This is a genomic window from Pseudomonas sp. SWRI77 (genome assembly GCF_014269105.1).
Taxonomy (GTDB): Bacteria; Pseudomonadota; Gammaproteobacteria; order Pseudomonadales; family Pseudomonadaceae; genus Aquipseudomonas; species Aquipseudomonas capeferrum.
Window position 1 is genome coordinate 56,638 of record NZ_JABWRV010000027.1, and the last position, 22,666, is coordinate 79,303.

General features: G+C 63.9%; 23 protein-coding genes. 9 read left to right on the forward strand and 14 right to left on the reverse strand.

Annotated elements, in window-relative coordinates; all coding sequences use genetic code 11:
- Nucleotides 1-62 precede the first annotated feature (62 nt).
- The 7 genes from HU766_RS22175 (at nt 63) to HU766_RS22205 (ending at nt 7,362) form a co-directional block, all read left to right on the forward strand.
- Nucleotides 63-1,265, forward strand: coding sequence for an ABC transporter substrate-binding protein (locus tag HU766_RS22175; protein ID WP_186660611.1), 1,203 nt, complete (start codon nt 63-65; stop codon nt 1,263-1,265).
- 65 nt (nt 1,266-1,330) lie between these two features.
- Nucleotides 1,331-2,191, forward strand: a complete 861-nt coding sequence (locus HU766_RS22180) for a branched-chain amino acid ABC transporter permease (RefSeq protein ID WP_033701444.1) — start codon at nt 1,331-1,333, stop codon at nt 2,189-2,191.
- Nucleotides 2,192-2,193: 2 nt separating this feature from the next.
- On the forward strand, nt 2,194-3,213 hold the full coding sequence (locus HU766_RS22185) for a branched-chain amino acid ABC transporter permease (protein ID WP_186660613.1): 1,020 nt from the start codon (nt 2,194-2,196) through the stop codon (nt 3,211-3,213).
- Nucleotides 3,213-3,965, forward strand: coding sequence for an ABC transporter ATP-binding protein (locus tag HU766_RS22190; protein ID WP_033701448.1), 753 nt, complete (start codon nt 3,213-3,215; stop codon nt 3,963-3,965). The genes HU766_RS22185 and HU766_RS22190 overlap by 1 nt, the downstream gene beginning before the upstream one ends.
- Entirely contained in the window at nt 3,965-4,660 is a 696-nt protein-coding gene (locus HU766_RS22195; protein ID WP_186660615.1) for an ABC transporter ATP-binding protein, read from the forward strand. The genes HU766_RS22190 and HU766_RS22195 overlap by 1 nt, the downstream gene beginning before the upstream one ends.
- 25 nt (nt 4,661-4,685) lie before the next feature.
- The gene (locus HU766_RS22200) at nt 4,686-5,951 is read left to right on the forward strand and encodes an allantoate amidohydrolase (protein WP_186660641.1); all 1,266 of its coding nucleotides are present in this window, start codon (nt 4,686-4,688) and stop codon (nt 5,949-5,951) included.
- Nucleotide 5,952: 1 nt separating this feature from the next.
- Entirely contained in the window at nt 5,953-7,362 is a 1,410-nt protein-coding gene (locus HU766_RS22205; RefSeq protein ID WP_186660617.1) for an amidase, read from the forward strand.
- 71 nt (nt 7,363-7,433) lie between these two features.
- Here the strand turns inward: HU766_RS22205 and thiO are convergent, their stop codons facing one another.
- From thiO to HU766_RS22230, 5 genes are read right to left on the reverse strand one after another with little or no spacing between them, the layout of a single operon-like run.
- Complete coding sequence (gene thiO, locus HU766_RS22210) at nt 7,434-8,531, reverse strand: glycine oxidase ThiO (RefSeq protein ID WP_186660619.1); 1,098 nt, start codon at nt 8,529-8,531, stop codon at nt 7,434-7,436.
- Between the two features lie 55 nt (nt 8,532-8,586).
- Nucleotides 8,587-8,976, reverse strand: a complete 390-nt coding sequence (locus tag HU766_RS22215) for a type IV pilin protein (protein WP_033701454.1) — start codon at nt 8,974-8,976, stop codon at nt 8,587-8,589.
- 1 nt (nt 8,977) lies between these two features.
- The gene (locus HU766_RS22220) at nt 8,978-9,442 is read right to left on the reverse strand and encodes a hypothetical protein (protein WP_186660621.1); all 465 of its coding nucleotides are present in this window, start codon (nt 9,440-9,442) and stop codon (nt 8,978-8,980) included.
- The gene (locus HU766_RS22225; RefSeq protein ID WP_186660623.1) at nt 9,439-10,086 is read right to left on the reverse strand and encodes a pilus assembly protein PilW; all 648 of its coding nucleotides are present in this window, start codon (nt 10,084-10,086) and stop codon (nt 9,439-9,441) included. The genes HU766_RS22220 and HU766_RS22225 overlap by 4 nt, the downstream gene beginning before the upstream one ends.
- Complete coding sequence (locus HU766_RS22230; RefSeq protein ID WP_186660625.1) at nt 10,083-10,289, reverse strand: prepilin-type N-terminal cleavage/methylation domain-containing protein; 207 nt, start codon at nt 10,287-10,289, stop codon at nt 10,083-10,085. Before HU766_RS22230 ends, HU766_RS22225 begins: the two co-directional genes overlap by 4 nt.
- A gap of 109 nt (nt 10,290-10,398) precedes the next feature.
- On the opposite strand from HU766_RS22230, the gene HU766_RS22235 reads away from it, so the two are divergent.
- Nucleotides 10,399-10,890 carry a GspH/FimT family pseudopilin gene (locus HU766_RS22235; protein ID WP_186660627.1) on the forward strand — a complete coding sequence of 164 codons (492 nt, stop codon included), beginning with the start codon at nt 10,399-10,401 and terminating at the stop codon, nt 10,888-10,890.
- Here HU766_RS22235 and ispH read toward each other — a convergent pair whose 3' ends face one another.
- From ispH to murJ, 6 genes are all read right to left on the reverse strand, one after another.
- A complete protein-coding gene (ispH, locus tag HU766_RS22240; protein WP_186660629.1) occupies nt 10,891-11,838 on the reverse strand; it encodes a 4-hydroxy-3-methylbut-2-enyl diphosphate reductase in 948 nt (315 codons plus the stop codon). It lies immediately after the preceding gene.
- 14 nt (nt 11,839-11,852) lie between these two features.
- Nucleotides 11,853-12,290, reverse strand: a complete 438-nt coding sequence (fkpB, locus tag HU766_RS22245; RefSeq protein ID WP_033701461.1) for an FKBP-type peptidyl-prolyl cis-trans isomerase — start codon at nt 12,288-12,290, stop codon at nt 11,853-11,855.
- Complete coding sequence (lspA, locus tag HU766_RS22250) at nt 12,283-12,798, reverse strand: signal peptidase II (RefSeq protein ID WP_033701462.1); 516 nt, start codon at nt 12,796-12,798, stop codon at nt 12,283-12,285. Before lspA ends, fkpB begins: the two co-directional genes overlap by 8 nt.
- Complete coding sequence (gene ileS, locus HU766_RS22255) at nt 12,791-15,622, reverse strand: isoleucine--tRNA ligase (RefSeq protein ID WP_186660637.1); 2,832 nt, start codon at nt 15,620-15,622, stop codon at nt 12,791-12,793. Before ileS ends, lspA begins: the two co-directional genes overlap by 8 nt.
- Nucleotides 15,619-16,569, reverse strand: a complete 951-nt coding sequence (gene ribF, locus HU766_RS22260) for a bifunctional riboflavin kinase/FAD synthetase (RefSeq protein WP_186660639.1) — start codon at nt 16,567-16,569, stop codon at nt 15,619-15,621. Before ribF ends, ileS begins: the two co-directional genes overlap by 4 nt.
- Nucleotides 16,570-16,687: 118 nt before the next feature.
- Nucleotides 16,688-18,226, reverse strand: coding sequence for a murein biosynthesis integral membrane protein MurJ (murJ, locus tag HU766_RS22265; RefSeq protein ID WP_047582844.1), 1,539 nt, complete (start codon nt 18,224-18,226; stop codon nt 16,688-16,690).
- Nucleotides 18,227-18,474: 248 nt separating this feature from the next.
- Between murJ and rpsT the strand changes: the two genes are divergently transcribed.
- The gene (rpsT, locus tag HU766_RS22270; protein WP_003247625.1) at nt 18,475-18,753 is read left to right on the forward strand and encodes a 30S ribosomal protein S20; all 279 of its coding nucleotides are present in this window, start codon (nt 18,475-18,477) and stop codon (nt 18,751-18,753) included.
- A 116-nt stretch (nt 18,754-18,869) separates the two neighbouring features.
- Here the strand turns inward: rpsT and HU766_RS22275 are convergent, their stop codons facing one another.
- Genes HU766_RS22275 through HU766_RS22285 form a run of 3 tightly spaced genes read right to left on the reverse strand, consistent with a single transcriptional unit; the run spans nt 18,870 to nt 22,432 of the window.
- A complete protein-coding gene (locus HU766_RS22275) occupies nt 18,870-21,170 on the reverse strand; it encodes an MlaD family protein (RefSeq protein WP_047582848.1) in 2,301 nt (766 codons plus the stop codon).
- Nucleotides 21,163-21,786 carry a paraquat-inducible protein A gene (locus HU766_RS22280; RefSeq protein ID WP_033701470.1) on the reverse strand — a complete coding sequence of 208 codons (624 nt, stop codon included), beginning with the start codon at nt 21,784-21,786 and terminating at the stop codon, nt 21,163-21,165. The genes HU766_RS22275 and HU766_RS22280 overlap by 8 nt, the downstream gene beginning before the upstream one ends.
- The gene (locus tag HU766_RS22285; RefSeq protein WP_033701471.1) at nt 21,773-22,432 is read right to left on the reverse strand and encodes a paraquat-inducible protein A; all 660 of its coding nucleotides are present in this window, start codon (nt 22,430-22,432) and stop codon (nt 21,773-21,775) included. Before HU766_RS22285 ends, HU766_RS22280 begins: the two co-directional genes overlap by 14 nt.
- Nucleotides 22,433-22,666 lie beyond the last annotated feature (234 nt).

A 22,666-nucleotide genomic window follows, 5' to 3' on the forward strand; every position in this document is an offset into this window, starting at 1 on the left:
CCCGGCCGCACCCGCTTTGTCATTGCCACTCCTGCCTAATAACCACAACCAAGGAGTTACTCATGCAAAGACGTACCCTGCTCAAGGCAGGCCTTGCCCTGGGTGCCCTAGGTAGCCTCCCGTTGGGAGCGCACCGGGCATTCGCCGACGAACCGCTGACCTTCTACGGGCTCAAGTCCATGTCTGGCCCCTTCGCCAGTTACGGCAAGTACGCCGACATGGGGTCGCGCCTGGCCATCGCCGAGTACCCGCAGCTACTCGGGCGCCCGCTCAAGTACAAAGTCATCGACACCGAAGGCAACGCCGGCAAGGCGGTGCGCAAGGTACAGGAAGCCATCGGCCAGGATGGCGCGCGCTTTTTCCAGGGCTGCACGCTGTCGTCCTCGGCGTTGGCAGTATCGAAGGAAATCCACAAGGCCGGCGGCGTGTTCATGACGCCGGTCGGCGCCGACGAAATCACCGGCAAGGACTGCAACGCGTCGACCTTCCGCTGGTCGGTACCCACCTATGGCGCCATCCGCGAAACGCTGGTGCCGATGATCCGTCAACTGCCGCAGGCCAAGCGCTGGTACACCATCACCCCGCAATACGTGTTCGGTGATGCGTTGCTGGAAAACGCCCGCAAGGTGTTCGCCGAGTTGGGCGTGGAGCACATCGGCAACAGCTACCACTCGCTGCAAGAGCAGGAGTTTTCCGGTTACCTGACCAACGCCATCGCCGCCAAACCCGACGTGCTGGTGCTGCTGAACTTTGGCAGCCAGTCGTCCAACGCGCTGCGTCAGGCGGTGAACTTCGGCATCAAGGACCGCATGAAGGTGCTGCTGGTGTGGTCGGCCGGGCTCGACCAGTTCCAGGAGCTGGGCAGCGACGTGCTCGAAGGTGTGTACCTGGGCGCGCAGTACTGGCACCAGGTCGACACGCCACTCAACAAACAGCTGGTCGCCGCCACCCGCAAGGCCTACGGCATCAACCCCAACTACCCGTTGGCGGCCGACTACATCGGCACCAAGGTGATGCTCGATGCCATTACCAAAGCCGGCAGCCTGGACGGCGCCAGCGTCAGTGCCGCCTTGCAGGGCATGCGCTTCCAGGGCCCGACCGGCGAAGAGCTGATCCGCCCGGGCGACCACCAGGTGCTCAAGGACTACTACCTGTTGCGCGGCAAGCCCCAGGCGCAGATGCGCGACGAGGACGACCTGGCCGAAATCATCAGCGCCGGCCGCTCGTTCATCGAAGTCGACCACACCGGTTGCGCCCTGGCCTGAAGCCGCGGCGTTAGTCAAAACCACTCGTACAGGCAGCCGCACCACGCGCTGTCGAGGGCACACTCATGCTCGATTTGTACCTGTTCCAACTGCTCAACGGCCTGGGCCTGGGGATGATCTACTTCCTCATCGCCGTGGGCCTGACGATCATTTTCGGCCTGCTCAACTTCGTCAACTTCGCCCACGGCGCGTTCTTCTTGCTGGGCGCCTACTTGTGCTACACAGCGGTGGCGATTACCGGCAACTTCTGGCTGGCGCTGCTGATTGCCCCACTGGCGGTGGCGGCGCTGGCCTGGGCGGTCGAGCGCCTGCTGATCAAACGCATCTACCACTTGCCGCACACCTTCCAGATCCTCGTCACCCTGGGCATCGCGCTGATCATCCAGGAGGCCTCGGTGCTGATCTGGGGCCCGGTGGGCAAGAACATCGCCGTGCCACCGGAGCTGCGCGGGGTGCTGATCCTCGGTGATTTCATCTACCCGTACTACCGCCTGTTCCTCATCGGCTTCGCCGCGCTGATCGGCCTGGGCCTGTGGCTGCTGCTGGAGCGCACCCGCTTCGGCGCGCTGGTCCGCGCGGGTAGCGAAAGTACCGAAACCGTTTCGCTGCTGGGCACCAATATCTTCCGCCTGTTCTCCCTGACCTTCGCCCTGGGCGTGGGCCTGGCCGGCGTGGCGGGCGTGCTGTTTGCACCGCTGCGTGGCGCGCAGCCCTTCGTCGGCCCGGAAATCCTCGGCATCGCCTTCGTGGTGGTGGTGATCGGCGGCATGGGCTCGTTCGGCGGTGCGCTGGTCGGCGGGCTGCTGGTGGGGGTGGTGCAAAGCATGATGAGCAGCCTCTGGCCGCAAGGCGCCAGCCTGATGATCTACGGCGCCATGGCGGCGGTGATCCTGGTTCGTCCCTATGGCCTGTTCGGGAGAGCATGACGATGAGCAATAAAACTGCATTGCCCATGGGCCTTGGCCGCACGCCTGCCCTGCTGTTGCTGGTGCTCGCCAGCCTGGTGGCGTTGCCGCTGATCTTGCCGTCGGCCACCCTGGCCACCGAGATCCTGATCTTTGCCTTGGCGGCGCTGGCCTGCAACCTGCTGCTCGGCTACACCGGCCTGTTGTCGTTCGGCCAGGGCATCTTCTTCGGCGTGGGCGCCTATGGTGCGGCGCTGCTGATGATCCACCTGAAGTGGGGCATGCTCGGTGCCTTGTTCGGCGCAGCGGTGTTCGGTGCCTTCCTCGCGCTGCTGGTGGGCGCCCTGGCCATCCGCCGCACAGGCATCTACTTCGTCATGCTGACCCTGGCGTTCAGCCAGATGGCTTACTTCCTGGCCTACACCCTCAGCGGCTGGACCGGCGGTGACAACGGCCTGCTCGACGTGCCGCGGCCCAACATCGAAATCGCCGGCCATGTACTGGTCGACCTGGCCGACCCTCAGCACTTCTATGTGTTCGTTGCGGTGCTGTTCCTGCTGATATTCGCCGGTGCCCTGCGGGTGATCCGTTCGCCGTTCGGCAGCACCCTGCTGGCGATCCGCGAGAACGAAACCCGCGCCGCCGCCATCGGCTACGACACGCGCCACTTCAAGATCCTGGTGTTCATGCTGTCTGGCGCCATCACCGGCATCGCCGGGGCGCTGTACGCGATGCTGCTGCACTTCGCACCGCTGTCGAACATCGACCTGATGATGAGCGAAAACATCCTGATCATGACCATCGTCGGCGGCACCGGCTCGCTGTTCGGCTCGCTGCTGGGGGCTGGCGCCATCGTGGTGCTGGGCGATGTGCTGTCGGAGCTGTGGCCACGCTGGCTGATGCTGCTGGGGGCGATTCTGATCCTGGTGGTGGTATTCATGCGCGGTGGTTTGTGGGGCGGGCTGGCGGCACTCGGCAAGCGCTTGCTGGCGTCGCGTACGGCCGATGACAAGGCCCCGGCCAAGACCAAGGAGACCTTGTGATGAGCGATTACCTGCTGGAAACCCGTAACCTGGAGCTGGCCTACGGGCCGTTCAAGGCGGTCGCAGGCGTCGACCTGAAAGTTCGCGCCGGCACCATCCACACCGTCATCGGCCCCAACGGCGCCGGCAAGACCAGCCTGTTCCACTGCCTGACCGGCGAGCGCCAGGCCACCGCCGGCAAGATCCTCTTCAACGACCGCGACATCATCCGCAAGCCGTCCCACGGCCGAGTGGCACTGGGCATGGCGCGCTCGTTCCAGCTCACCAGCCTGTTCCAGAACCTGTCGGTGCGCGAAAACCTGCGCCTGGCCGCCCAGGGCCGCGACGGCCTGGGCGCGCTGAACTTCTGGCGCAGCGTGGAGCACAAGCGCAGCCACTGGAACACCGCCGACCAGGTGCTCGAACGCCTGAAGCTCACGGCCCGCGCCGAGACCCTGGCCGGCGAGCTGTCGCACGGCCAGCAGCGGGTACTGGAAGTGGGCATGTCGATCTGTGCCAAACCGACCCTGCTGATGCTCGATGAGCCCACCTCGGGCATGGGCATCGACGATATCCCGGTGATGACCGACCTGATCAGCGACCTGGGCCGCGACCATACCGTGCTACTGATCGAGCACAACATGAGCATCGTCATGTCGATCAGCCAGCGCATCACCGTCATGAGCCACGGCCAGATCCTGGTCGAGGGCACCCCTGAACAGGTGCGCAACGACGAGCGCGTGCGCACCGCCTACCTTGGAGAGGCCGCCTGATGCTCAATGTCGAATCGATCCATTCGTACTACGACAAAAGCCACGTGCTCGAAGGGGTTTCGCTGCAGGTCGGGGACGGCGAGCTGGTGACCTTGCTGGGCCGTAACGGCGCCGGCAAGACCACCACCTTGCGCAGCATCCTCGGCATCGTGCGCCCTCGTCAGGGGCAGATCAGTTTCGACGGCCAGCAACTGGTCGGCCGCGAAATCTTCGACATTGCCCGCCAGGGCATCGCCCTGGTACCCGAGCATCGCGGCATCTTCCGCCAGCTCAGCGTCGAAGAGAACCTGAAGATCGCCGTGCGCAAGGGCAGCCGTTGGCAGCTCGAAGACGTCTACAGCATGTTCCCGCGCCTTAAAGAGCGGCGGCGCAACGGCGGCTTCGCCCTCTCTGGCGGTGAGCAGCAGATGCTGGCCATCGCCCGCGCCCTGCTCAACGGCCCCAAGCTGCTGATTCTCGATGAACCCACCGAAGGCCTGGCCCCGGTGATTGTCGACGAGTTGGTGAAGATCCTGCGGCGGATCAAGGGTGAAGGCCTGTCGATCCTGCTGGTGGAGCAGAACCTGATGGTCTGCGACGCCCTCGCCGACCGCCACTACGTACTCGAACAAGGCCGTGTGGCCTACCAGGGCAGCGCCGCGCAGTTCCGCGACGACCCAAGCATCAAGAACCGCTACCTGGCCCTGAGCGCCTGAAAGGAGAATGCCCATGAATACCCGCATCGACCCCTCGCAGCACCTGCTCGGCCAAGGCGCACAGGTCAGCCGCGAGCGCCTCTGGCAATCATTGATGGACCTGGCCCAACTCGGCGCCACCGCCAAGGGTGGCGTGTGCCGCCTGGCGCTGACCGACCTCGACCGCCAGGCCCGCGACCTGTTCGTGCGCTGGTGCACCGAGGCCGGCTGCAGCGTCAGCATCGACGCCATCGGCAACATCTTTGCCCGCCGCCCAGGGCGAAACCCGGCCTTGCCGCCGGTCATGACCGGCAGCCATATCGACACTCAGCCTACCGGCGGCAAGTTCGACGGTTGCTACGGGGTAATGGCCGGGCTGGAGGTGATCCGCACCCTCAACGACCTGCAACTGACCACCGAAGCGCCCCTGGAAGTGGTGGTGTGGACCAACGAGGAAGGTTCGCGCTTCCCGCCGTGCATGATGGGCTCGGGGGTGTTCGCCGGTAAGTTCGGCCTGCAGGACACCCTGGACAAGGTCGATGACCAGGGCCTGTCGGTAGGTGCCGAGCTGGCCCGTATCGGCTATGCCGGCCCGCGCGTGCCCACCGGGCATGCCGTGGGCGCCTATTTCGAAGCGCACATCGAACAGGGCCCGGTGCTGGAAGACCAGCGCACCACCATCGGCGTGGTCCAGGGCTGCCTGGGGCAGAAATGGTTCGACCTGGTGCTGACGGGCGTCGAAGCCCACGCCGGCCCCACCCCGATGCACCTGCGCAAGGACGCGCTGGTTGGCGCCGCTGAAGTGGTCGCGGCGGTCAACCGTGTGGCCCACGCCCATCAGCCGCATGCCTGCGGCACGGTGGGCTGCCTGACCCTGCACCCGGGGTCGCGCAATGTGATCCCGGGCCAGGTGCACATGACCCTAGACCTGCGCCACCTCGACCCCACCCACCTGGCCGCCATGGTCGCCGAGGTACGGGAGGTGATCGAAGCCAGCTCGGCACGGCACGGGCTGCGTTTCGATCTGACACCGACGGCCGACTTCCCGCCCCTGTACTTCGCCGAGCAGTGCGTCGATGCCGTGCGCCAGGGTGCACGCGAGCTGGGCCTGAGCCATATGGACATCGTCAGCGGCGCCGGCCACGACGCCATCTTCCTGGCCGAGTTGGGCCCGGCCGGGATGATTTTCGTGCCGTGCGAAGGCGGCATCAGCCACAACGAAATCGAAAACGCCGCGCCCCAGGACCTGGCCGACGGCTGCGACGTATTGCTGCGCGCCATGTTCCAGGCCGCCAATCAGGGGGCGCATTGAGATGACCAGCAAGACTGCCATCGGCGAATTCACCGCCGTCGAACTGCTTGAACTGTACCAGCGCCGGCAGCTGTCGCCGGTCGAGGTGATCGACGATGTACTGGCGCGCATCGACCAGCACAACCCAGCGGTCAACGCCTACTGCCACGTGGACGGTGAAGGCGCCCGCGCCGCCGCCCGCGCCAGCGAACAACGCTGGCAACGCGGCGAGCCCTGTGGCCGCCTGGACGGTGTGCCCGCGTCGATCAAGGACCTGACCCTGACCCGTGGCATGCCCACGCGCAAGGGTTCCCGCACCACCAGCGGCGCAGGCCCTTGGGACGTCGATGCGCCCTTCACTGCATTCATGCGCGAGGCCGGCGCGGTGCTGGTCGGCAAGACCACGACACCGGAGTTTGGCTGGAAGGGGGTAACTGACAACCCGCTTTACGGCATCACCCGCAACCCCTGGGATACCCGCCTGACGGCAGGTGGCTCCTCCGGCGGCGCGGCAGCGGCGGCCGCGCTGAACCTGGGCGTGCTGCACCAGGGCAGTGATGCCGGTGGCTCGATCCGTATTCCTTGTGCCTTTACCGGCACCTTCGGCATCAAGCCCACCTTCGGCTACGTGCCGCAATGGCCGGCCAGCGCCATGACCGTGCTGTCGCACCTCGGGCCAATGGCCCGGACTGTCGACGACGCAGTGCTGATGCTCGACTGCGTAGCCCGCCCGGATGCCCGCGACGGGCTGGCCGGGGCACCGCGGCAGGCACCATGGCTGGGCGAGGGCCAGGACCTCAGCGGTTTGCGCATCGCCTACAGCGCCGACTTCGGCTACGTGCAGGTCGACCCGCAGGTTCAGGCGCTGGTCGAGCAAGCGGTGCAACACCTGGCCCGGCTGGGGGCGCAAGTGGAGGAAGTCGACCCGGGCTTTGCTGACCCGTTGGAGACCTTCAACACCCTGTGGTTCGCCGGCGCGGCGCGGCTGGCCAGTGCCTTTGGCGATGAACAGCGGGCACTGCTCGACCCAGGGCTGCGCGGGATAGCCGAGCAAGGGGCGCAGGTGGGCCTGAGCGAGTACACCCAAGCGCTGGAAGCACGGGCTGAGCTGATTGCGCGGATGAATGCCTTTCACCAGCGCTACGATGTGCTGGTGTCACCGATGCTGCCACGGGTAGCGTTCGAGGCGGGGCATGACGTGCCGCCCGGTTCGGGGATGGCGCAGTGGATGGAATGGACGCCGTTCAGCTACCCGTTCAACTTGACCCAGCAACCGGCGGCTTCGGTGCCGTGCGGGTTTACCCGCGAAGGGTTGCCAGTGGGGTTGCAGGTGGTCGCCGGGCGGTTTGCCGATGAGCAGGTGCTGCGGGTGTGCAAGGTGTATGAGCAGCACTATCCGAGCCGGCATTTGCAGGCGCCGATAGTGGCGTGAAAGCTGAATGATCCCGCCCCTGTAGGAGCGGCCTTGCGTCGCGAAAGGCCCGCCAAGCGGGCCCGGCAATCTCAGCCCAAACGCCCCGCCGGCGCATACGGCGCCGGATCAATGATCGGCGCCCCCCCCGTCAGCAAGTCAGTAAACAACTGGCACGAAGCCGGCGCCAGCACCAACCCATTACGGTAATGCCCGCAGTTCAACCACAACCCGTCATGCCCCGGCACCGGCCCAATATACGGGATACCTTCAGGCGACCCCGGCCGCAGCCCCGCCCAATGCCCGACCACCGCGGCATCCTTGAGCTGCGGCAACAGCTCTAGCGCCGAAGCCTTGAGGCTCGCCATCGCATCCTCGGTCGGGGTCTTGTCGTAGCCGGCATGCTCCAGCGTGCTGCCCACCAGAATGTGCCCGTCACGGCGCGGGATCGCATAGCGCCCCTTGGCCAGCACCATGCTCGGCAAGAAGTCCTCGGCGCACTTGAACAGAATCATCTGCCCCTTCACCGGCGCCACCGGCAGCTCAAGGCCAAGCGTGCGCAGCAGGTCGCCACTCCAGGCGCCAGCACTGAGCACCACGTCATCGGCCTGCAGCACACCGTCCGCTGTCTGCACGCCAGTCACGCGCCCAGCGTCCTGAACAAAGCCGGTGATCTGGCAGTGCTCGCGCAAGGTCACGTTGGGCAATGCCAGCAATGCAGCCTTCAGCGACTTGACCAGCCGCGGGTTACGCACGTTGGCCACGCCCGCCATGTAGATGGCGCGCTTGAAGCCCGGGCCCAGTATCGGCACCGCGTCATAGGCCGCCGAGATATCCACGGCACTCAGTGGCCGCCCCTCGCGTGCCGCCCAGGCCAGCGCTTCGGCCTCGTCGTCCAGGTCGAGCCAGTACAAGCCGGTGGTGTGGACTTCTGGGTCAATACCCGTGCTGGCGAACAGGTGCTCGCCCAGCTGTGGGTAGAAGTCCTGCGACCAATGCGCGAGGGCGGTCACTGCCGGGCTGTAGCGCCAAGGGTACAACGGCGAGACGATGCCGCCGCCCGCCCAGGACGACTCTCGCCCGACCTCGCCCTGGTCACACACCACCACCTGCCCGACGTGCGCCGCCAGGTTGAACGCCGTCAGCAGGCCGATAACCCCGCCGCCGACCACCACTACTTGCTTGCTCATCTGTCGATCCAAACACCTGAAGTAAAACCGCGATGCACCGGGCACCATTCATGCTTCAGCTTCCCCAGCACTGCTCGCTGCTGTCCAGGCTGCCCAGGTTGCTGTGCACGCCTGCATGATCGAGCTGAAAGTCACCGCAGCGGTCCTGCGCCATCAGCCCATGCGGCAGCCTGCGGGCGAGCAACAAGAAGGTGTCGCTGTCGCGCTGGGCGTGCAGGCTGTAGTAACGGTTGCCGCTGGGCAGTGCCGGGTCGCCTTCGGCGTATTGGCCGGTGCGAACGCGATGGCGCTCCAGGCGTAGGGCGGCATCCTGCAGCAGACCGACCACTTCGCTGCGTGCGGCGCGCCGAAGCTGCTCGCTGTAACTGGGGTAGGCAATGGCTGCCAGAATGCCGGTCACGGCCACGACAATCAACAACTCGATAAGGCTCAGGCCTTGCTGCATGTCAGGGTTCCCTCAATCGCTGCCGCCAAAGGATGCGCCGCACCTCATCACCTGACAGCGCATACACCGCTTCCAGTACATGCCGCGACCGGGCTTGCCGGCTGACGGCGGTGACCCTGAACAAGGTAGCCTGCTGGCCCTCGGGCAGGTGCGCGGCACGGTCACTTCGGCCAAGGTTCTGCACCTGGAAGAAGCCGCTTGCGGTGCCCTGCCAGTTGCCCTGCAAGTCATGCGGCCGCGGTGGTGGTTGGCAGGGCTGGCACGCTGGGGGCGGTGACAGTTGTAGCTGGGCGGCGCCTGCCAGCAATGCCTGCTCGGCTTGCTCGAGTGCCTCGAAACCGTCACGCCACAAGCCAGCCATGCGGGTCTCCACCAGCGCATCGCGCAGGGCCGAGGCCGCGAGCAAGCCAAGCAGCAAGCTCAGCACCAGTGCCAACAGCAACACCACACCGCGCTGGCGCTTCATGGGCCGGCCAGCGGATTGCGCAGCGCCACGCTCAAGGCGTGCTGCTGCTCTATGCCCAGGGTGGGCTCGAACAGCGTCAGGTGCACATCCACCCGCCCACCTTGCGGTGCCTCGACAAACGCCACACGCATCTCACGCACATGGTCGACCAGCGGCTGGCTAGCCCCTCGTCGGCGGAACCGCAAGGTCGTGCCATCCAGCACATAGAGGTGCTGGCTTATGGGGATTGCCAAGGGGTGCTGGCTGCCATCAACTCGCCCGCTGTGCACGTGAGCCTCGTCGATGCAGTTGGTCAGCAGCGTCCAGTCCGGGGCACCGGTGTGCCCGGGCAGCTCGGCCACTACCAGGCTCAGGCTGTTCGCGCCCACCTGCAGGGGCTGGGCGAAGGCTTGAAGCGCTAGCGGGTCGGTGAAGTCGTCGGGCTGCAGGCGCAGGCAGCCGAACATGCCGGCCATGCGAATGTCCTGGGCCATGCGTTGCAACGCCAGGCGGGCATCAGCCTGCAAGCGTGCGGCCGCGCCCTGCAGGCGCCAAGTGTCATGGGCAGACACGAACAATTGGCTGGCCGCTGCCAGCAGCAGCAAACCGATGGCGAGCGCCAGCACCCCCTCGATCAAACCGAAGCCGACTTGTGTGCGGCTCATGGCTGCGCCTTCGGCTCGCCTGCGGCCCTGGCCCGTTCCTGCCGGGTGTGCGCCCACAAGGCGGCCTGTGCATCGTGCCGCGCACTGTCGGTTGCCTGCAGTGCGCGCACCTGCAAGGCGCCAGCGGCAAACATGCCCACCGCCACCACCACCATGGCCAGTAATACCTCGAGGAGCGTCATGCCCCCTTCCATCGCTCGCATCCCTGCGCCCCCTGCGACTTTTCCTGCAACTGATTACTCACTGGGCGACTGGATCAATTGCCCGGCGACCTTGAAGCTGAAGCGAAGCACTTCCAGGGAGAAATGCACGGTGCGGCAACAGGGTGCAACACTGATACAAATGATGTTGGCGCTGGCCATGGCGGCCGTTCTGATACAGCTGGGGATGCCGGCCTACAACGACCTCTCTGAAGGCTTACACAGGGCAACCGCAGCGCGCGACCTGGCACAAGCACTGCGCAGCGCGCGCAGCCACGCGTTGCTGCAAGGCCAGGCGGTGCTGGTGCTGCCGTTGGAAAGTGATTGGGGCAAGGGCTGGCGCGTGATGCTAGGGCACAATCAGCAGGTTCTGCGCGAGCAGCGCCTGGTAAGGCCTCTGAGGATTGTCGCGAATACCGGACAACAGGTGAAGTTCAGCGCACTGGGCGTGCCACAGGGGCGCAACGCCAACTTGCTGGGTGGCACATTGCACATTTGCCAGGCTGGCGCAGCGGCCAGCCAGTACCGGGTGGTACTGGCGACCAGCGGCAGGGTCAGCCTGCGCACAGATGAACTGAGTGAGCCCTTGTGCGCAGGTGCCTGATCAGATCAGCGAGCGAACCCGCAGCTCTTTGGGCATGGAGAAGGTGATGTTCTCCTCGCGCCCATCCAGCTCTTCTGCGCCGGTGGCGCCCCAAGCCCTGAGCTGCTCGATCACGCCGCGCACCAGCACTTCGGGGGCCGAAGCACCCGCTGTGATGCCGATGCGAGCTGCGTCATCGAACCAGGCACGTTGCAGGTCCTCGGCACCGTCGATCAGATAGGCCGGGGTGCTCATGCGCTCGGCCAGCTCACGCAGGCGGTTGGAGTTGGAGCTGTTCGGGCTACCGACCACCAGCACCACGTCACACTCACCGGCCAGTTGCTTGACCGCATCCTGGCGGTTCTGGGTGGCGTAGCAGATGTCGTCCTTGCGCGGGCCACCGATGTTCGGGAAGCGCGCACGCAGGGCATCGATGACACGGCTGGTGTCATCCATCGACAGCGTGGTCTGGGTGACGAAGGCCAGGTGGTCCGGGTCGCGCACCTGCAGCTTGGCGACATCGTCCTCGTCTTCGACAAGGTAGATGGCGCCGCCGTTGCTGGCGTCGTATTGCCCCATGGTGCCTTCGACTTCCGGGTGCCCCTCGTGGCCGATGAGAATGCACTCACGGCCGTCGCGGCTGTACTTGGCGACTTCGATGTGCACCTTGGTCACCAACGGGCAGGTGGCGTCGAACACCTTCAGGCCACGCCCAGCGGCTTCCTGGCGCACGGCCTGGGAAACACCATGGGCACTGAAGATGACGATGACGTCATCCGGCACCTGGTCCAGCTCTTCGACGAAGATGGCACCGCGGTTGCGCAGGTCTTCGACCACGAACTTGTTGTGCACCACTTCATGGCGCACGTAGATCGGCGGGCCGAAGACTTCCAGGGCACGGTTGACGATCTCGATCGCCCGGTCGACCCCCGCGCAAAAACCGCGAGGGTTGGCGAGTTTGATTTGCATGCTCGGCTCCAGGCTTACAAGGCCTTCACGTCGAGGATCTGCACCTCGAAGCTCAGGGTCTTGCCAGCCAGTGGGTGATTGAAGTCGATGGTCACCTGCGCGTCATCGAAGGCTTTGACCACGCCCGGCAGCTCGGCGTTTGCGGCGTCGTTGAAGATCACCAGCAGGCCTTCGGACAACTCCATGTCGGTGAACTGCGAACGCGGCATGATTTGCACGTTCTGCGGGTTCGGCTGGCCGAAGGCGTTTTCCGGGGCCACGGTGACGGTGCGCTTGTCGCCGGCCTTGAAGCCGAACAGCGCGGCTTCGAAACCTGGCAGCAGGTTGCCGTCACCTACCTTGAACACGGCAGGCGACTTGTCGAACGTGCTGTCGACGGTGTCGCCGTTTTCCAGGTGCAGTGCGAAGTGCAGGGTGACTTCGGTGTTCTGGCCGATACGGGTGTCAGTCATGGACCGGATCCTCGGACTTCTTGCTCTTGAACATATCCAGCGCCAGCATCACCGCGCCAACGGTGATGGCGCTGTCGGCCACGTTGAAGGCCGGGAAGTAATGGCGGTTTTGCCAGTGCACCAGGATGAAGTCGACCACATGGCCCAGCACGACGCGGTCGTACAGGTTGCCAATGGCGCCACCCAGCACCAGCGCCAGCGCCACGGCCAGCCAGGTTTCGTTGCGCCCCAGGCGCTTGAGCCACACCACCAGTACGGCACTGACCACCACGGCGATCAGGGCGAACAGCCAGCGCTGCCAGCCAGCGCCATCAGCGAGGAAGCTGAAAGCGGCGCCGGTGTTGTAGGCCAAGGTCCAGCTGAAGTAGTCAGGGATGACCACAATCTGCTGGTACATGCTCAAGGCGTTGTTGAAATACAGCTTGGTGGCCTGGTCGAGGACCAGGACCAGCAAGCTCAGCCAAAGCCATGCAAGGCGCCCGAAGCGCCCCACTGCCGGGTTAGGCATAGTGACGCACCTCGCCCGAGCCGCTCAGGTTATCGACGCAACGGCTGCAGATTTCCGGGTGCTCCGGGTGGCTGCCGACGTCGGCGCGGAAGTGCCAGCAACGGCCGCACTTGGCATGGCCGGACTTCACCACTTTCAGCTTAAGGCCTTCGACTTCGGTAGCCACGGCGTCAGCCGGTGCCTGCACGAACGGCACCACGCTCGCAGCCGAGGTGATCAGCACGAAGCGCAGCTCGTCGCCCAGCTTGCTCAGGTCGGCGCTCAGGCCTTCGTCAGCGTACAGGGTGACTTCGGCCTGCAGGTTGCCGCCGATGACCTTGGCAGTACGCTGGTTTTCCAGCTCCTTGTTGACCGACGCCTTGACCGCCATGACGCGATCCCAGTAGGCACGGTCCAGCTCGGTGCCTTCCGGCAGCTCGCTCAGGCCCTGGTACCAGCCGTTGAGCATCACCGACTCGTTGCGCTCGCCCGGCAGGTACTGCCAGATTTCGTCAGCGGTGAACGCCAGGATCGGTGCGATCCAGCGCACCAGCGCCTCGCTGATGTGGTACAGCGCCGACTGGCACGAACGACGGGCAACACTGTTGGCGCCGGTGGTGTACTGGCGGTCCTTGATGATGTCGAGGTAGAAGCCACCCAACTCCTGCACGCAGAAGTTGTGGATCTTCGAGTAGACGTTCCAGAAACGGTACTCGCTGTAGTGCTCTTCCAGCTCGCGCTGCAGCAGCAGCGTGCGGTCCACAGCCCAACGGTCCAGGGCCAGCATGTCCTCGGGGGCCAGCAGGTCGCGGGCCGGGTCGAAGCCCGACAGGTTGGAAAGCAGGAAGCGCGCGGTGTTGCGAATACGCCGGTAGGCATCGGCACTGCGCTGCAGGATCTGCTCGGAAACCGCCATCTCACCCGAGTAGTCGGTGGCCGAAACCCACAGGCGCAGGATGTCGGCACCCAGGGTGTTGTTGACCTTCTCCGGCTCGATGGTGTTGCCCAGCGACTTGGACATCTTGCGGCCGTTTTCGTCCACGGTGAAGCCGTGGGTCAACAGCTCGCGGTACGGCGCGTGGTTGTCGATGGCGCAACCGGTCAGCAACGACGAGTGGAACCAGCCACGGTGCTGGTCGGAACCTTCCAGGTACAGGTCGGCGACCGGGCCGGTGGCGTGGCCGATGTCGTGCGAACCCCGCAGCACGTGCCAGTGGGTGGTGCCGGAGTCGAACCACACGTCCAGGGTGTCGGTGATCTTGTCGTACTGGCCGGCTTCCTCACCGAGCAGTTCGGCGGCGTCCAGCTTGAACCAGGCCTCGATGCCCTCTTGCTCGACGCGCTTGGCCACGGCTTCCATCAGTTCGACAGTGCGCGGGTGCAGTTCGCCGGTCTGCTTGTGCAGGAAGAACGGGATCGGCACACCCCAGTTGCGCTGACGCGAGATGCACCAGTCCGGGCGGTTGGCGATCATCGAGTGCAGGCGCGCCTGGCCCCAGGCCGGGACGAACTTGGTTTCTTCGATGGCCTTGAGCGCGCGCTCACGCAGCGGCTCGCCGGTGCTTGGCTGCTTGTCCATGCCGACGAACCACTGCGCGGTGGCGCGGTAGATCAGCGGGGTCTTGTGGCGCCAGCAGTGCATGTAGCTGTGGCTGATGGTTTCGGTGTGCATCAGCGCGCCGACTTCGCTCAGCTTCTCGACGATGGCGGGGTTGGCCTTCCAGATGAACTGGCCGCCGAAGAAGTCCAGCGACTCGACGTACACGCCATTGCTCTGCACCGGCGTGAGGATGTCGTCGTTGACCATGCCGTAGCGCTTGCAGGTGACGAAGTCGTCTTCACCGTAGGCTGGCGCGGAGTGAACCACACCGGTACCGGCGCCCAGCTCGACGTAGTCGGCCAGGTAGATCGGCGACAGGCGGTCGTAGAACGGGTGGCGGAAGTTGACCAGCTCCAGGGCCGAACCCTGGGCGGTGGCGATGACCGAGCCTTCCAGGTTGTAACGCTTGAGGCACGCCTCGACCAGCTCTTCGGCCAGTACCAGCAGGCGCTCGCCGGTGTCGACCAGGGCGTACTTGAACTCCGGGTGGATGTTCAGCGCCTGGTTGGCCGGGATGGTCCACGGGGTGGTGGTCCAGATCACGATGGCGGCGGGCTTGGCCAGCGCGGCCAGGCCAAAGGCGGCGGCCAGCTTGTCGGCATCGGCGGCCGGGAAGGCCACGTCGATGGTCTGGGATTTCTTGTCGGCGTATTCGACCTCGGCTTCGGCCAGTGCCGAACCGCAATCGAAGCACCAGTTCACAGGCTTGAGGCCCTTGAACACGAAGCCTTGCTTGACCATCTCGGCCAGGGCACGGATTTCACCGGCCTCGTTGGCGAAGTTCATGGTCTTGTAGGGGTTGTCCCAGTCGCCCAGCACACCCAGGCGGATGAACTCGGTCTTCTGCCCTTCGATCTGCTCGGCGGCGTACTCACGGCACAGTTCACGGGTGCGGTCGGCAGACAGGTGCTTGCCGTGGGTGACTTCGACCTTGTGTTCGATCGGCAGGCCATGGCAGTCCCAGCCCGGCACGTACGGGGCATCAAAGCCCGCCAGGGTCTTGGAACGGACGATCATGTCCTTGAGGATCTTGTTCAGCGCATGACCGATGTGGATCTTGCCGTTGGCATAGGGCGGGCCGTCGTGCAGGACGAACTTCGGACGATCCTTGCCAATTTCGCGCAGCTTCTGGTACAGGCCAATGCTGTCCCAGCGCTGCAGAATCTGCGGTTCGCGCTGAGGCAGGCCGGCCTTCATCGGGAAGGCGGTGTCCGGAAGGTTTAGCGTGGCTTTGTAGTCGGTCATTTCAGGCTCTTCGTTAGCGGTTGAGCGTGCCAATGTGCACGTGCGGCGGCGATGTCCGCGTCGATCGCCGACTTCAGCGCCTCAAGGGAGGCGAATCGCTGCTCTTCACGCAGCTTGTGGTGGAACTCCACCGTCAGACGCCGGCCATACAGGTCGCCGGCATAATCCAGAAGATGAATCTCCAGGTGCGGGCGCCCATCACCGGCAACGGTGGGGCGCACGCCGATATTGCCGACACCCGGCCAGGCCTTGCCGTCGATTACGATGCTGGCCAGGTAAACCCCGGACAGCGGCACGCGGCGGCGCTTGAGCTGAATGTTGGCGGTGGGCGTGCCGAGTTGGCGCGCCAGTTTCTGGCCGTGCAAGACCCGGCCAGTGATGCGGTACGGGCGGCCCAGCAAGTGCTCGGCCAACTCGAAGTTACCTTCGGCCAGAGCCTTGCGCACTTCGGTGCTGCTGACCCGCAGGCCGTCCTGGATTACGGTGTTGGCGGCTTCGACGGTAAACCCATACTTGTCGCCCGCCTCGACCAGGAAGGCGAAATCGCCCGCGCGGTCGCAGCCGAAGCGGAAGTCGTCGCCCACTTCGAGGTGACGCACGCCCAGGCCGTCGACCAGGATGGCTTTGACGAATTCATCGGCGCTGAGTTTGCTCAGGCGCTGATTGAACGCCAGGCACAACACCCGGTCGATGCCTTCGGCAGCCAGCAGCTCGATTTTGTCGCGCAGCCGCGCCAAGCGCGCCGGCGCGGTATCGGGGGCAAAGTATTCGCGCGGCTGTGGCTCGAAGATCACCACGCAGGTCGGCAGGCCAAGTGCTTGGCCACGCTCGCGCAAACGCGCCAGGATTGCCTGGTGGCCGCGGTGAACCCCGTCGAAGTTGCCAATGGTGGCGACACAGCCCCGGTGCTCGGGGCGCAGGTTGTGAAGACCTCGAACCAGCTGCATAACGCGCTTCTTGCTCATAAAGTGGCCGATTATAACCACACCCGGGCGCCGGTGACAGGCAGCAGCGCCCGGGGGTGGCGTGGAATGCGAAAAACCGACGCCTGACGTGCGCTTGGCTTCAGTGCAGGGCCTTGCGGGCGAAATGCCGAGGCCGGAAGCCGCACAGGTACAGGCAGCCGAAATACGTGACGATACCTGCCAGGATCAACGCCCCGAGACGCACGAAGCGCTCGAGCATGCCACCCTGCTCCCAGGCCGGCATATAGTGCATGCCCGCCAGCAATACCGCCGACATCAATGTCACTGCCAACACCAGTTTGAACAGGAACCTGGTCCATCCGGGTTGCGGTTCGAACAGCCCTTGGCTGCGCAGCTTCCAGAACAGCAGGCCGGCATTCAGGCAGGCCCCGAGGCTGATCGCCAGGGCCAGCCCGGCATGTGCCAGCGGGCCGACCAGGGCCAGGTTCAACAATTGGGTGCAGACCAGCGTGAACACCGCGATCTTCACCGGCGTGCGGATATTCTGCTGCGCATAGAAGCCGGGTGCCAGTACCTTGACCAGAATGATCGCCAACAGGCCCACAGAATAGGCAACCAGTGCGCGCTGGGTCATGGCCGCATCGAACGCGCTGAACTTGCCGTACTGGAACAGCGCCACGGTCAGCGGCTCGGCGAGGATGGCCATTGCCAGGGTGCAGGGCAACACCAGCAAAAAGCACAGGCGCAGGCCCCAGTCGAGGATACGTGAGTACTCTTCGCGGTCTTTATTAGCGTAAGTCTTGGCCAGGGTAGGCAGCAGGATGGTGCCCAACGCCACGCCCAGCACGCCGGACGGCAGCTCCATGAGCCGATCGGCGTAGTACATCCACGACACCGAGCCGGCCACCAGGAACGAGGCGAAGATGGTGTTGATGATCAGCGATATCTGGCTGACCGAGACCCCGAGAATCGCCGGCAGCATCTGCTTGAGCACGCGCCATACACCCGTGTCGCGCAGGTTCAGGCGGGGCAGCACGAGCATGCCGATCTTCTTCAGCGCCGGCAGTTGATACAGCAGCTGGGCCAGGCCGCCCGCCAGTACACCCCAGCCTAACGCCATGATCGGCGGGTCGAAATACGGCGTGAGCACCACGGCGAAAAAGATCATCGCCACGTTCAGCAAGGTCGGGGTGAACGCAGGGACCGAGAAGCGGTTCCAGGTATTGAGGATCGCCCCCGCCAGGGACGACAGCGATATCAGCAATATATAAGGAAACGTCACCCGCAACAGGTCGGTGGTGAGTGCGTATTTTTCGGCACTGTTGACGAACCCTGGCGCGGTCGCCCACACCACCCAAGGCGCGGCAAGGATGCCAACGACGGTGACCAGGGCCAGGACCAGGGTCAGCAGACCGCTGACATAGGCAATGAAGGTACGGGTGGCCTCATCGCCCTGCTGGGTCTTGTACTCGGCCAGGATGGGCACAAAAGCCTGCGAGAACGCACCTTCGGCGAAGATCCGTCGCAGCAGGTTGGGCAACTTGAAGGCGATGAAAAAGGCATCAGTGGCGATGCCGGCACCAAAGACACGCGCCAGGATGGTGTCGCGCACAAAGCCCAACACCCTGGAAATCATGGTGATCGAGCTGACCGCGGCCAGAGATTTCAGCAAATTCATCGAAAAGATTCACGTCAGAGACAGAGGACGCTGCAGAGAGCGTTCGAATGTGCGATACTCCCGCGCCTTCGCAGGGGAGCCAAAATTCCCGAGTTTACAGGTCGCGCAGCAGAAAGGAATCTTTCCCTCTTGTTGGCGCACCGCTCGGCGGAACCTTGCAGGTGGCCTTGACATCCGTTCGACTGATCGGCATGATTCGCGGCCTATTTTGTTTGCTATTTACCTAAAGTCTTTCGAGGAGCTCGACGGTGGCCAACACACCTTCCGCCAAGAAACGTGCAAAACAGGCTGAGAAGCGTCGCAGCCACAACGCCAGCCTGCGTTCCATGGTCCGCACCTACATCAAGAATGTAGTTAAAGCCATCGACGCAAAAGACGCTGAAAAAGCGCAAGCCGCTTACGTTCTGGCTGTACCAGTAATCGACCGCATGGCCGATAAAGGTATCATCCACAAGAACAAAGCTGCTCGCCACAAAGGCCGTCTGAATGGCCACATCAAGGCGCTGAAAGAAGCTGCAGCTGCCTAAGCGACATGCTTGTCAAAAAACCGACCCTAGGGTCGGTTTTTTGTTGCCTGCGATTTAACTGTTTACCCGCGCGCTGCTAGCAGGAGCGCCCTTGCCGGGGCGCCCCTCCTGTTGAATCACTTGGCGATCGGGATTTTCGGCGCCCACTGCAGCCACTGATCCTCTGCCTTGTCGAACAGGGCAAAGGTCTGCTGCGGCCGCGCGGGGTTGCCCATCTGCTCGCCATCCGGCGTGGCAAAGGCAATACCGCCATCGATGAGCGTCTCCAGCGATTCGGTACGCACCGTGGCTCCCTTGAACAGCCCCCAATCGAAACCAAACCCGCTGCTGTTCCAGAAGCGGCTGCCACTGCGCACCAATGCTGCGTAGCGCGGCTCGATAAGGATATGAATCAGCACGCGGTCGGCACTCTGGCCCAGTTCGAAGCCTGTCACCTTGCCTACCGCGACCTCACGGTAAGTAACCGGCACACCCGGCTTGATCGAGCCGCGCCGCGGGGCGCTGAGCGTCAACGGCAGGCCGACTTCCGGCCCTGCAACCTGCGGGGCATCGGCCAGGGCAATAAAGTCGCGCTGGGTGCCCTTGTCCTTGGCCGCCGGCTGCACTTCCAGGTACTGCCCACCAATCAAGGTGTCGAGGTTTTCGGTGCGCACCAGGCCCAACGCAGGCTTGACCACCCAGAATTGCGTACCGACGCGTGCAATACGCTCCGCCGCTTCGGTAATGCGTGCCCGCAACATCACGGCCTGCAAGTCTGCAGTCAGGTCGACACTTTCGATGCTGCCGACGTCCAGGCCACGGAAGCGAATCGGCGTACCCGGCTTCAAACCGTCGGCTCGGTCCACACGAATGGTGATCAATGTACCCGCCCGGTTAACCGCCTCCTGGCTCTCATGCAGCCGGAAGCGTGGAATATGGCGCTTGAGCACCACATCGGGCCTTGGCGTGTCGAAGGCGATACCGCCCGCCATGAGCGTCTGCAGGGATTCGCTTTTGATCTTGATGCCCGACAGCCCACCGGTCAGGGTAATGCCACTGACATTCCAGAAGCGCGATGAGCCGTTCACCAGCTTCTCGTACTCCTTCTCGATATGCACACCGATCAGGATCCGGTTGCTGTTGCGCGCAAACTGGTAGCTCTGCACGCTGCCTACCTTCACCTGGCGGTACATCACCGGGCTACCGATTTCCAGCGAGCCCAGGGTATCGGCGAACAGCACCATGTGCAGGCCCGGCGCCTTCAGGTCAAGCGGCGGCGCCTTGGGCCGTGCCTCGAACTCCCGCAGCGGCTTGTCGCCCTTCTCCCCGGGGCGAATGGCAATGTAGTTACCTTTTACCAAGGCCTCCAGGCCGGTAATGCCCGCCAGCGAGATGGACGGCTTGACCACCCAGAACTGCGTACCTTCGACCAGGTAGTCCTCGGTGAGTGGGTCGAGGGTCAGCTCGGCCATGGCGCTGCCCAGGTTGTCTTCCATCTTCAGCGCTTTCAGCGAGCCGACCTGGATGCCCTTGTACATCACCGGCGTGCGACCCGCCTGCAGGCCTTCGTAGTCACTCAGCTTGACCTTGATGCGGATCCCGGCCTGGGCCGCATCGAAGTCTTCATACAGGCGAAACGGCAGGCTGGGGTCGGTTGGCGGGCTGTCCTTGCGGTATTCCGGCGTCGCGAAGGCGATGCCACCGGCGACGATGCTCGACAGCGACTCGCTGCGCACCTTCACACCCGACAGGCTGGCATCGATGCTGATACCGCTGGCGTTCCAGAAACGCGTGTGTTTGCGCACCAGGCTGGCGTAGGCCGGCTGGATGAACACTTTGATCTCGACAGTGTCCTGGTCATCGGAAAGCCGGTAACTCTTCACCCGGCCGACCTGGATCTGCTTGTAGAACACCGGGCTGTCGCGATTGAGCGAACCCAGCCGCTCAGCCTTGAGTGTCAGGTGCAAGCCCGGCTCACTGTCAGACAAGGGCGGCGCCGTAGACAAGGCCTTGAAGCGCTTGGCCTTCTCCCCTTCGCCAGGGCTGACGGCGATGTAGTTACCCGAGACCAAGGTTTCCAGGCCGGAAATACCCGCCAGGCTGACGCTTGGCTTGACCAGCCAGAAGCGCGTCCCGGTAGTCAGGTGCGGCTCGGCTGCCTTGTTCATTTCAATGGTGGCAATCACACCCTGGTTGGCACCCTTGGCATCCAGCACCAACGCCGTCACCTTGCCGACCGGCATGCCCTTGTAGATGACTTCGGTCTTGTTGGCGACGATCCCTTCACCCGTGGTAAAGCGAACCTCGATTTCCACGCCCGCATCACGGTAGGCCTGCCATGCCAGCCAGCCCCCGATCATCAACGCGATCAGCGGCAGGATCCAGATGGCCGACCAGTTCGAAGCTGGGCGGGTTTTTGCCGTAGGCAGGTCACTCATGGTCGTCATCCGACTCCGTGTTATCCCAAATCAGTCGGGGATCGAAAGTTAAAGCAGCAAGCATCGTCAGAATCACCACACTGGCGAAGGCGACAGCGCCCAGGTTGGCTTCGACACTGGCAATTCGCCCGAAATTCACCACCGCCACCAGGATGGCGATGACGAAGATATCGAGCATGGACCAGCGCCCAATGAATTCGATAAAGCGGTACATCAGGATCCGTTGGCGCGCCGAAAGCGGCTGGCGGCGCTGAACCGAGTACAGCAGCAAGCCAATACCCACCAGTTTGAAGGTAGGTACCAGAATACTGGCGATGAACACCACGGCAGCGATGGGCACCATGCCGTGCTTGAGCAGGGTAATGACGCCGGACATGATGGTATCGGGGCTACCCTGGCCAAGGGTGCTGACGGTCATGATCGGCAACAGATTGGCAGGGATGTACAGAATGGAAGCCGCAATCAGCAACGCCCAGGTACGCACGATACTGTTCGGTCGACGGCCATGCACGATGGCCCCACAGCGCGTGCACGTCTGCGAGGCGCTGTCGGCCTCCTGCCTGTTCAATTGGTGACACTCATTGCAGACCAGGATGCCTGCATCAATCGCCCGCATGGAGATCCTCCCCCGAAAGCGCACTCCAGATCTGATGCGGTGACATCACCACTTCGAGCCATACCTGAATCAACAGCAGACTGATGAAACAGAACAGCCCCAACCCCACGGTCAGTTCAGCCAGGTCCACCAGTTTGACGATCGCAACCAGCACGCCCATGAAGTAGACCTCGAGCATGCCCCAGTCGCGCAAGTGGTGATAGATGCGGTAGAACAACAGGCCATAGCTGCGCCCCACATCCAGCCGAATGCTCAGCAGTACCGCCAACTGGCACAGCAGCTTTGCCAAAGGAATGGCCATGCTGCACAGGAAGACCACCACGGCCACGCCGCGCATTTGTGAATTGTACAGGCCCACCACCCCGCTCCAGACCGTGTCGTCCGAAGTCTGGCCAAGCAGGTGCAGCTGCATGATCGGCAAAAAATTGGCCGGCACAAAAAGCAGTAATGCCGTCAGTACCAGGGCCAGGCTGCGGTTGACCACATTGTGCCGGTGGGCGTAAAGCTCATAGCCGCAGCGCGGGCACAGGGCTTTTTCATCGTGCTGCAGCACTGGCTTGCGCAGCAACAGGTCGCATTCGTGACAAGCAACGAGTTCGTCCAGCGGCAAGTGGGCCAGTGCTTCGGGTTCGACAGGGTTGGGCATATCGAGCTTCTGAAAGGGTGCGTGGGCTCTATTCTAGTGATCTGGCTCGAAATGTGGGAGGCGACTATTGACCGGTTTGAGCCCGGTGTTTGTGCGAGAAAAAGACAAAACCCCTACCTGCTCGCGCAGATAGGGGTTTTGCGAAATGAATCTTGACGATGACCTACTCTCACATGGGGAGACCCCACACTACCATCGGCGATGCATCGTTTCACTACTGAGTTCGGGATGGGA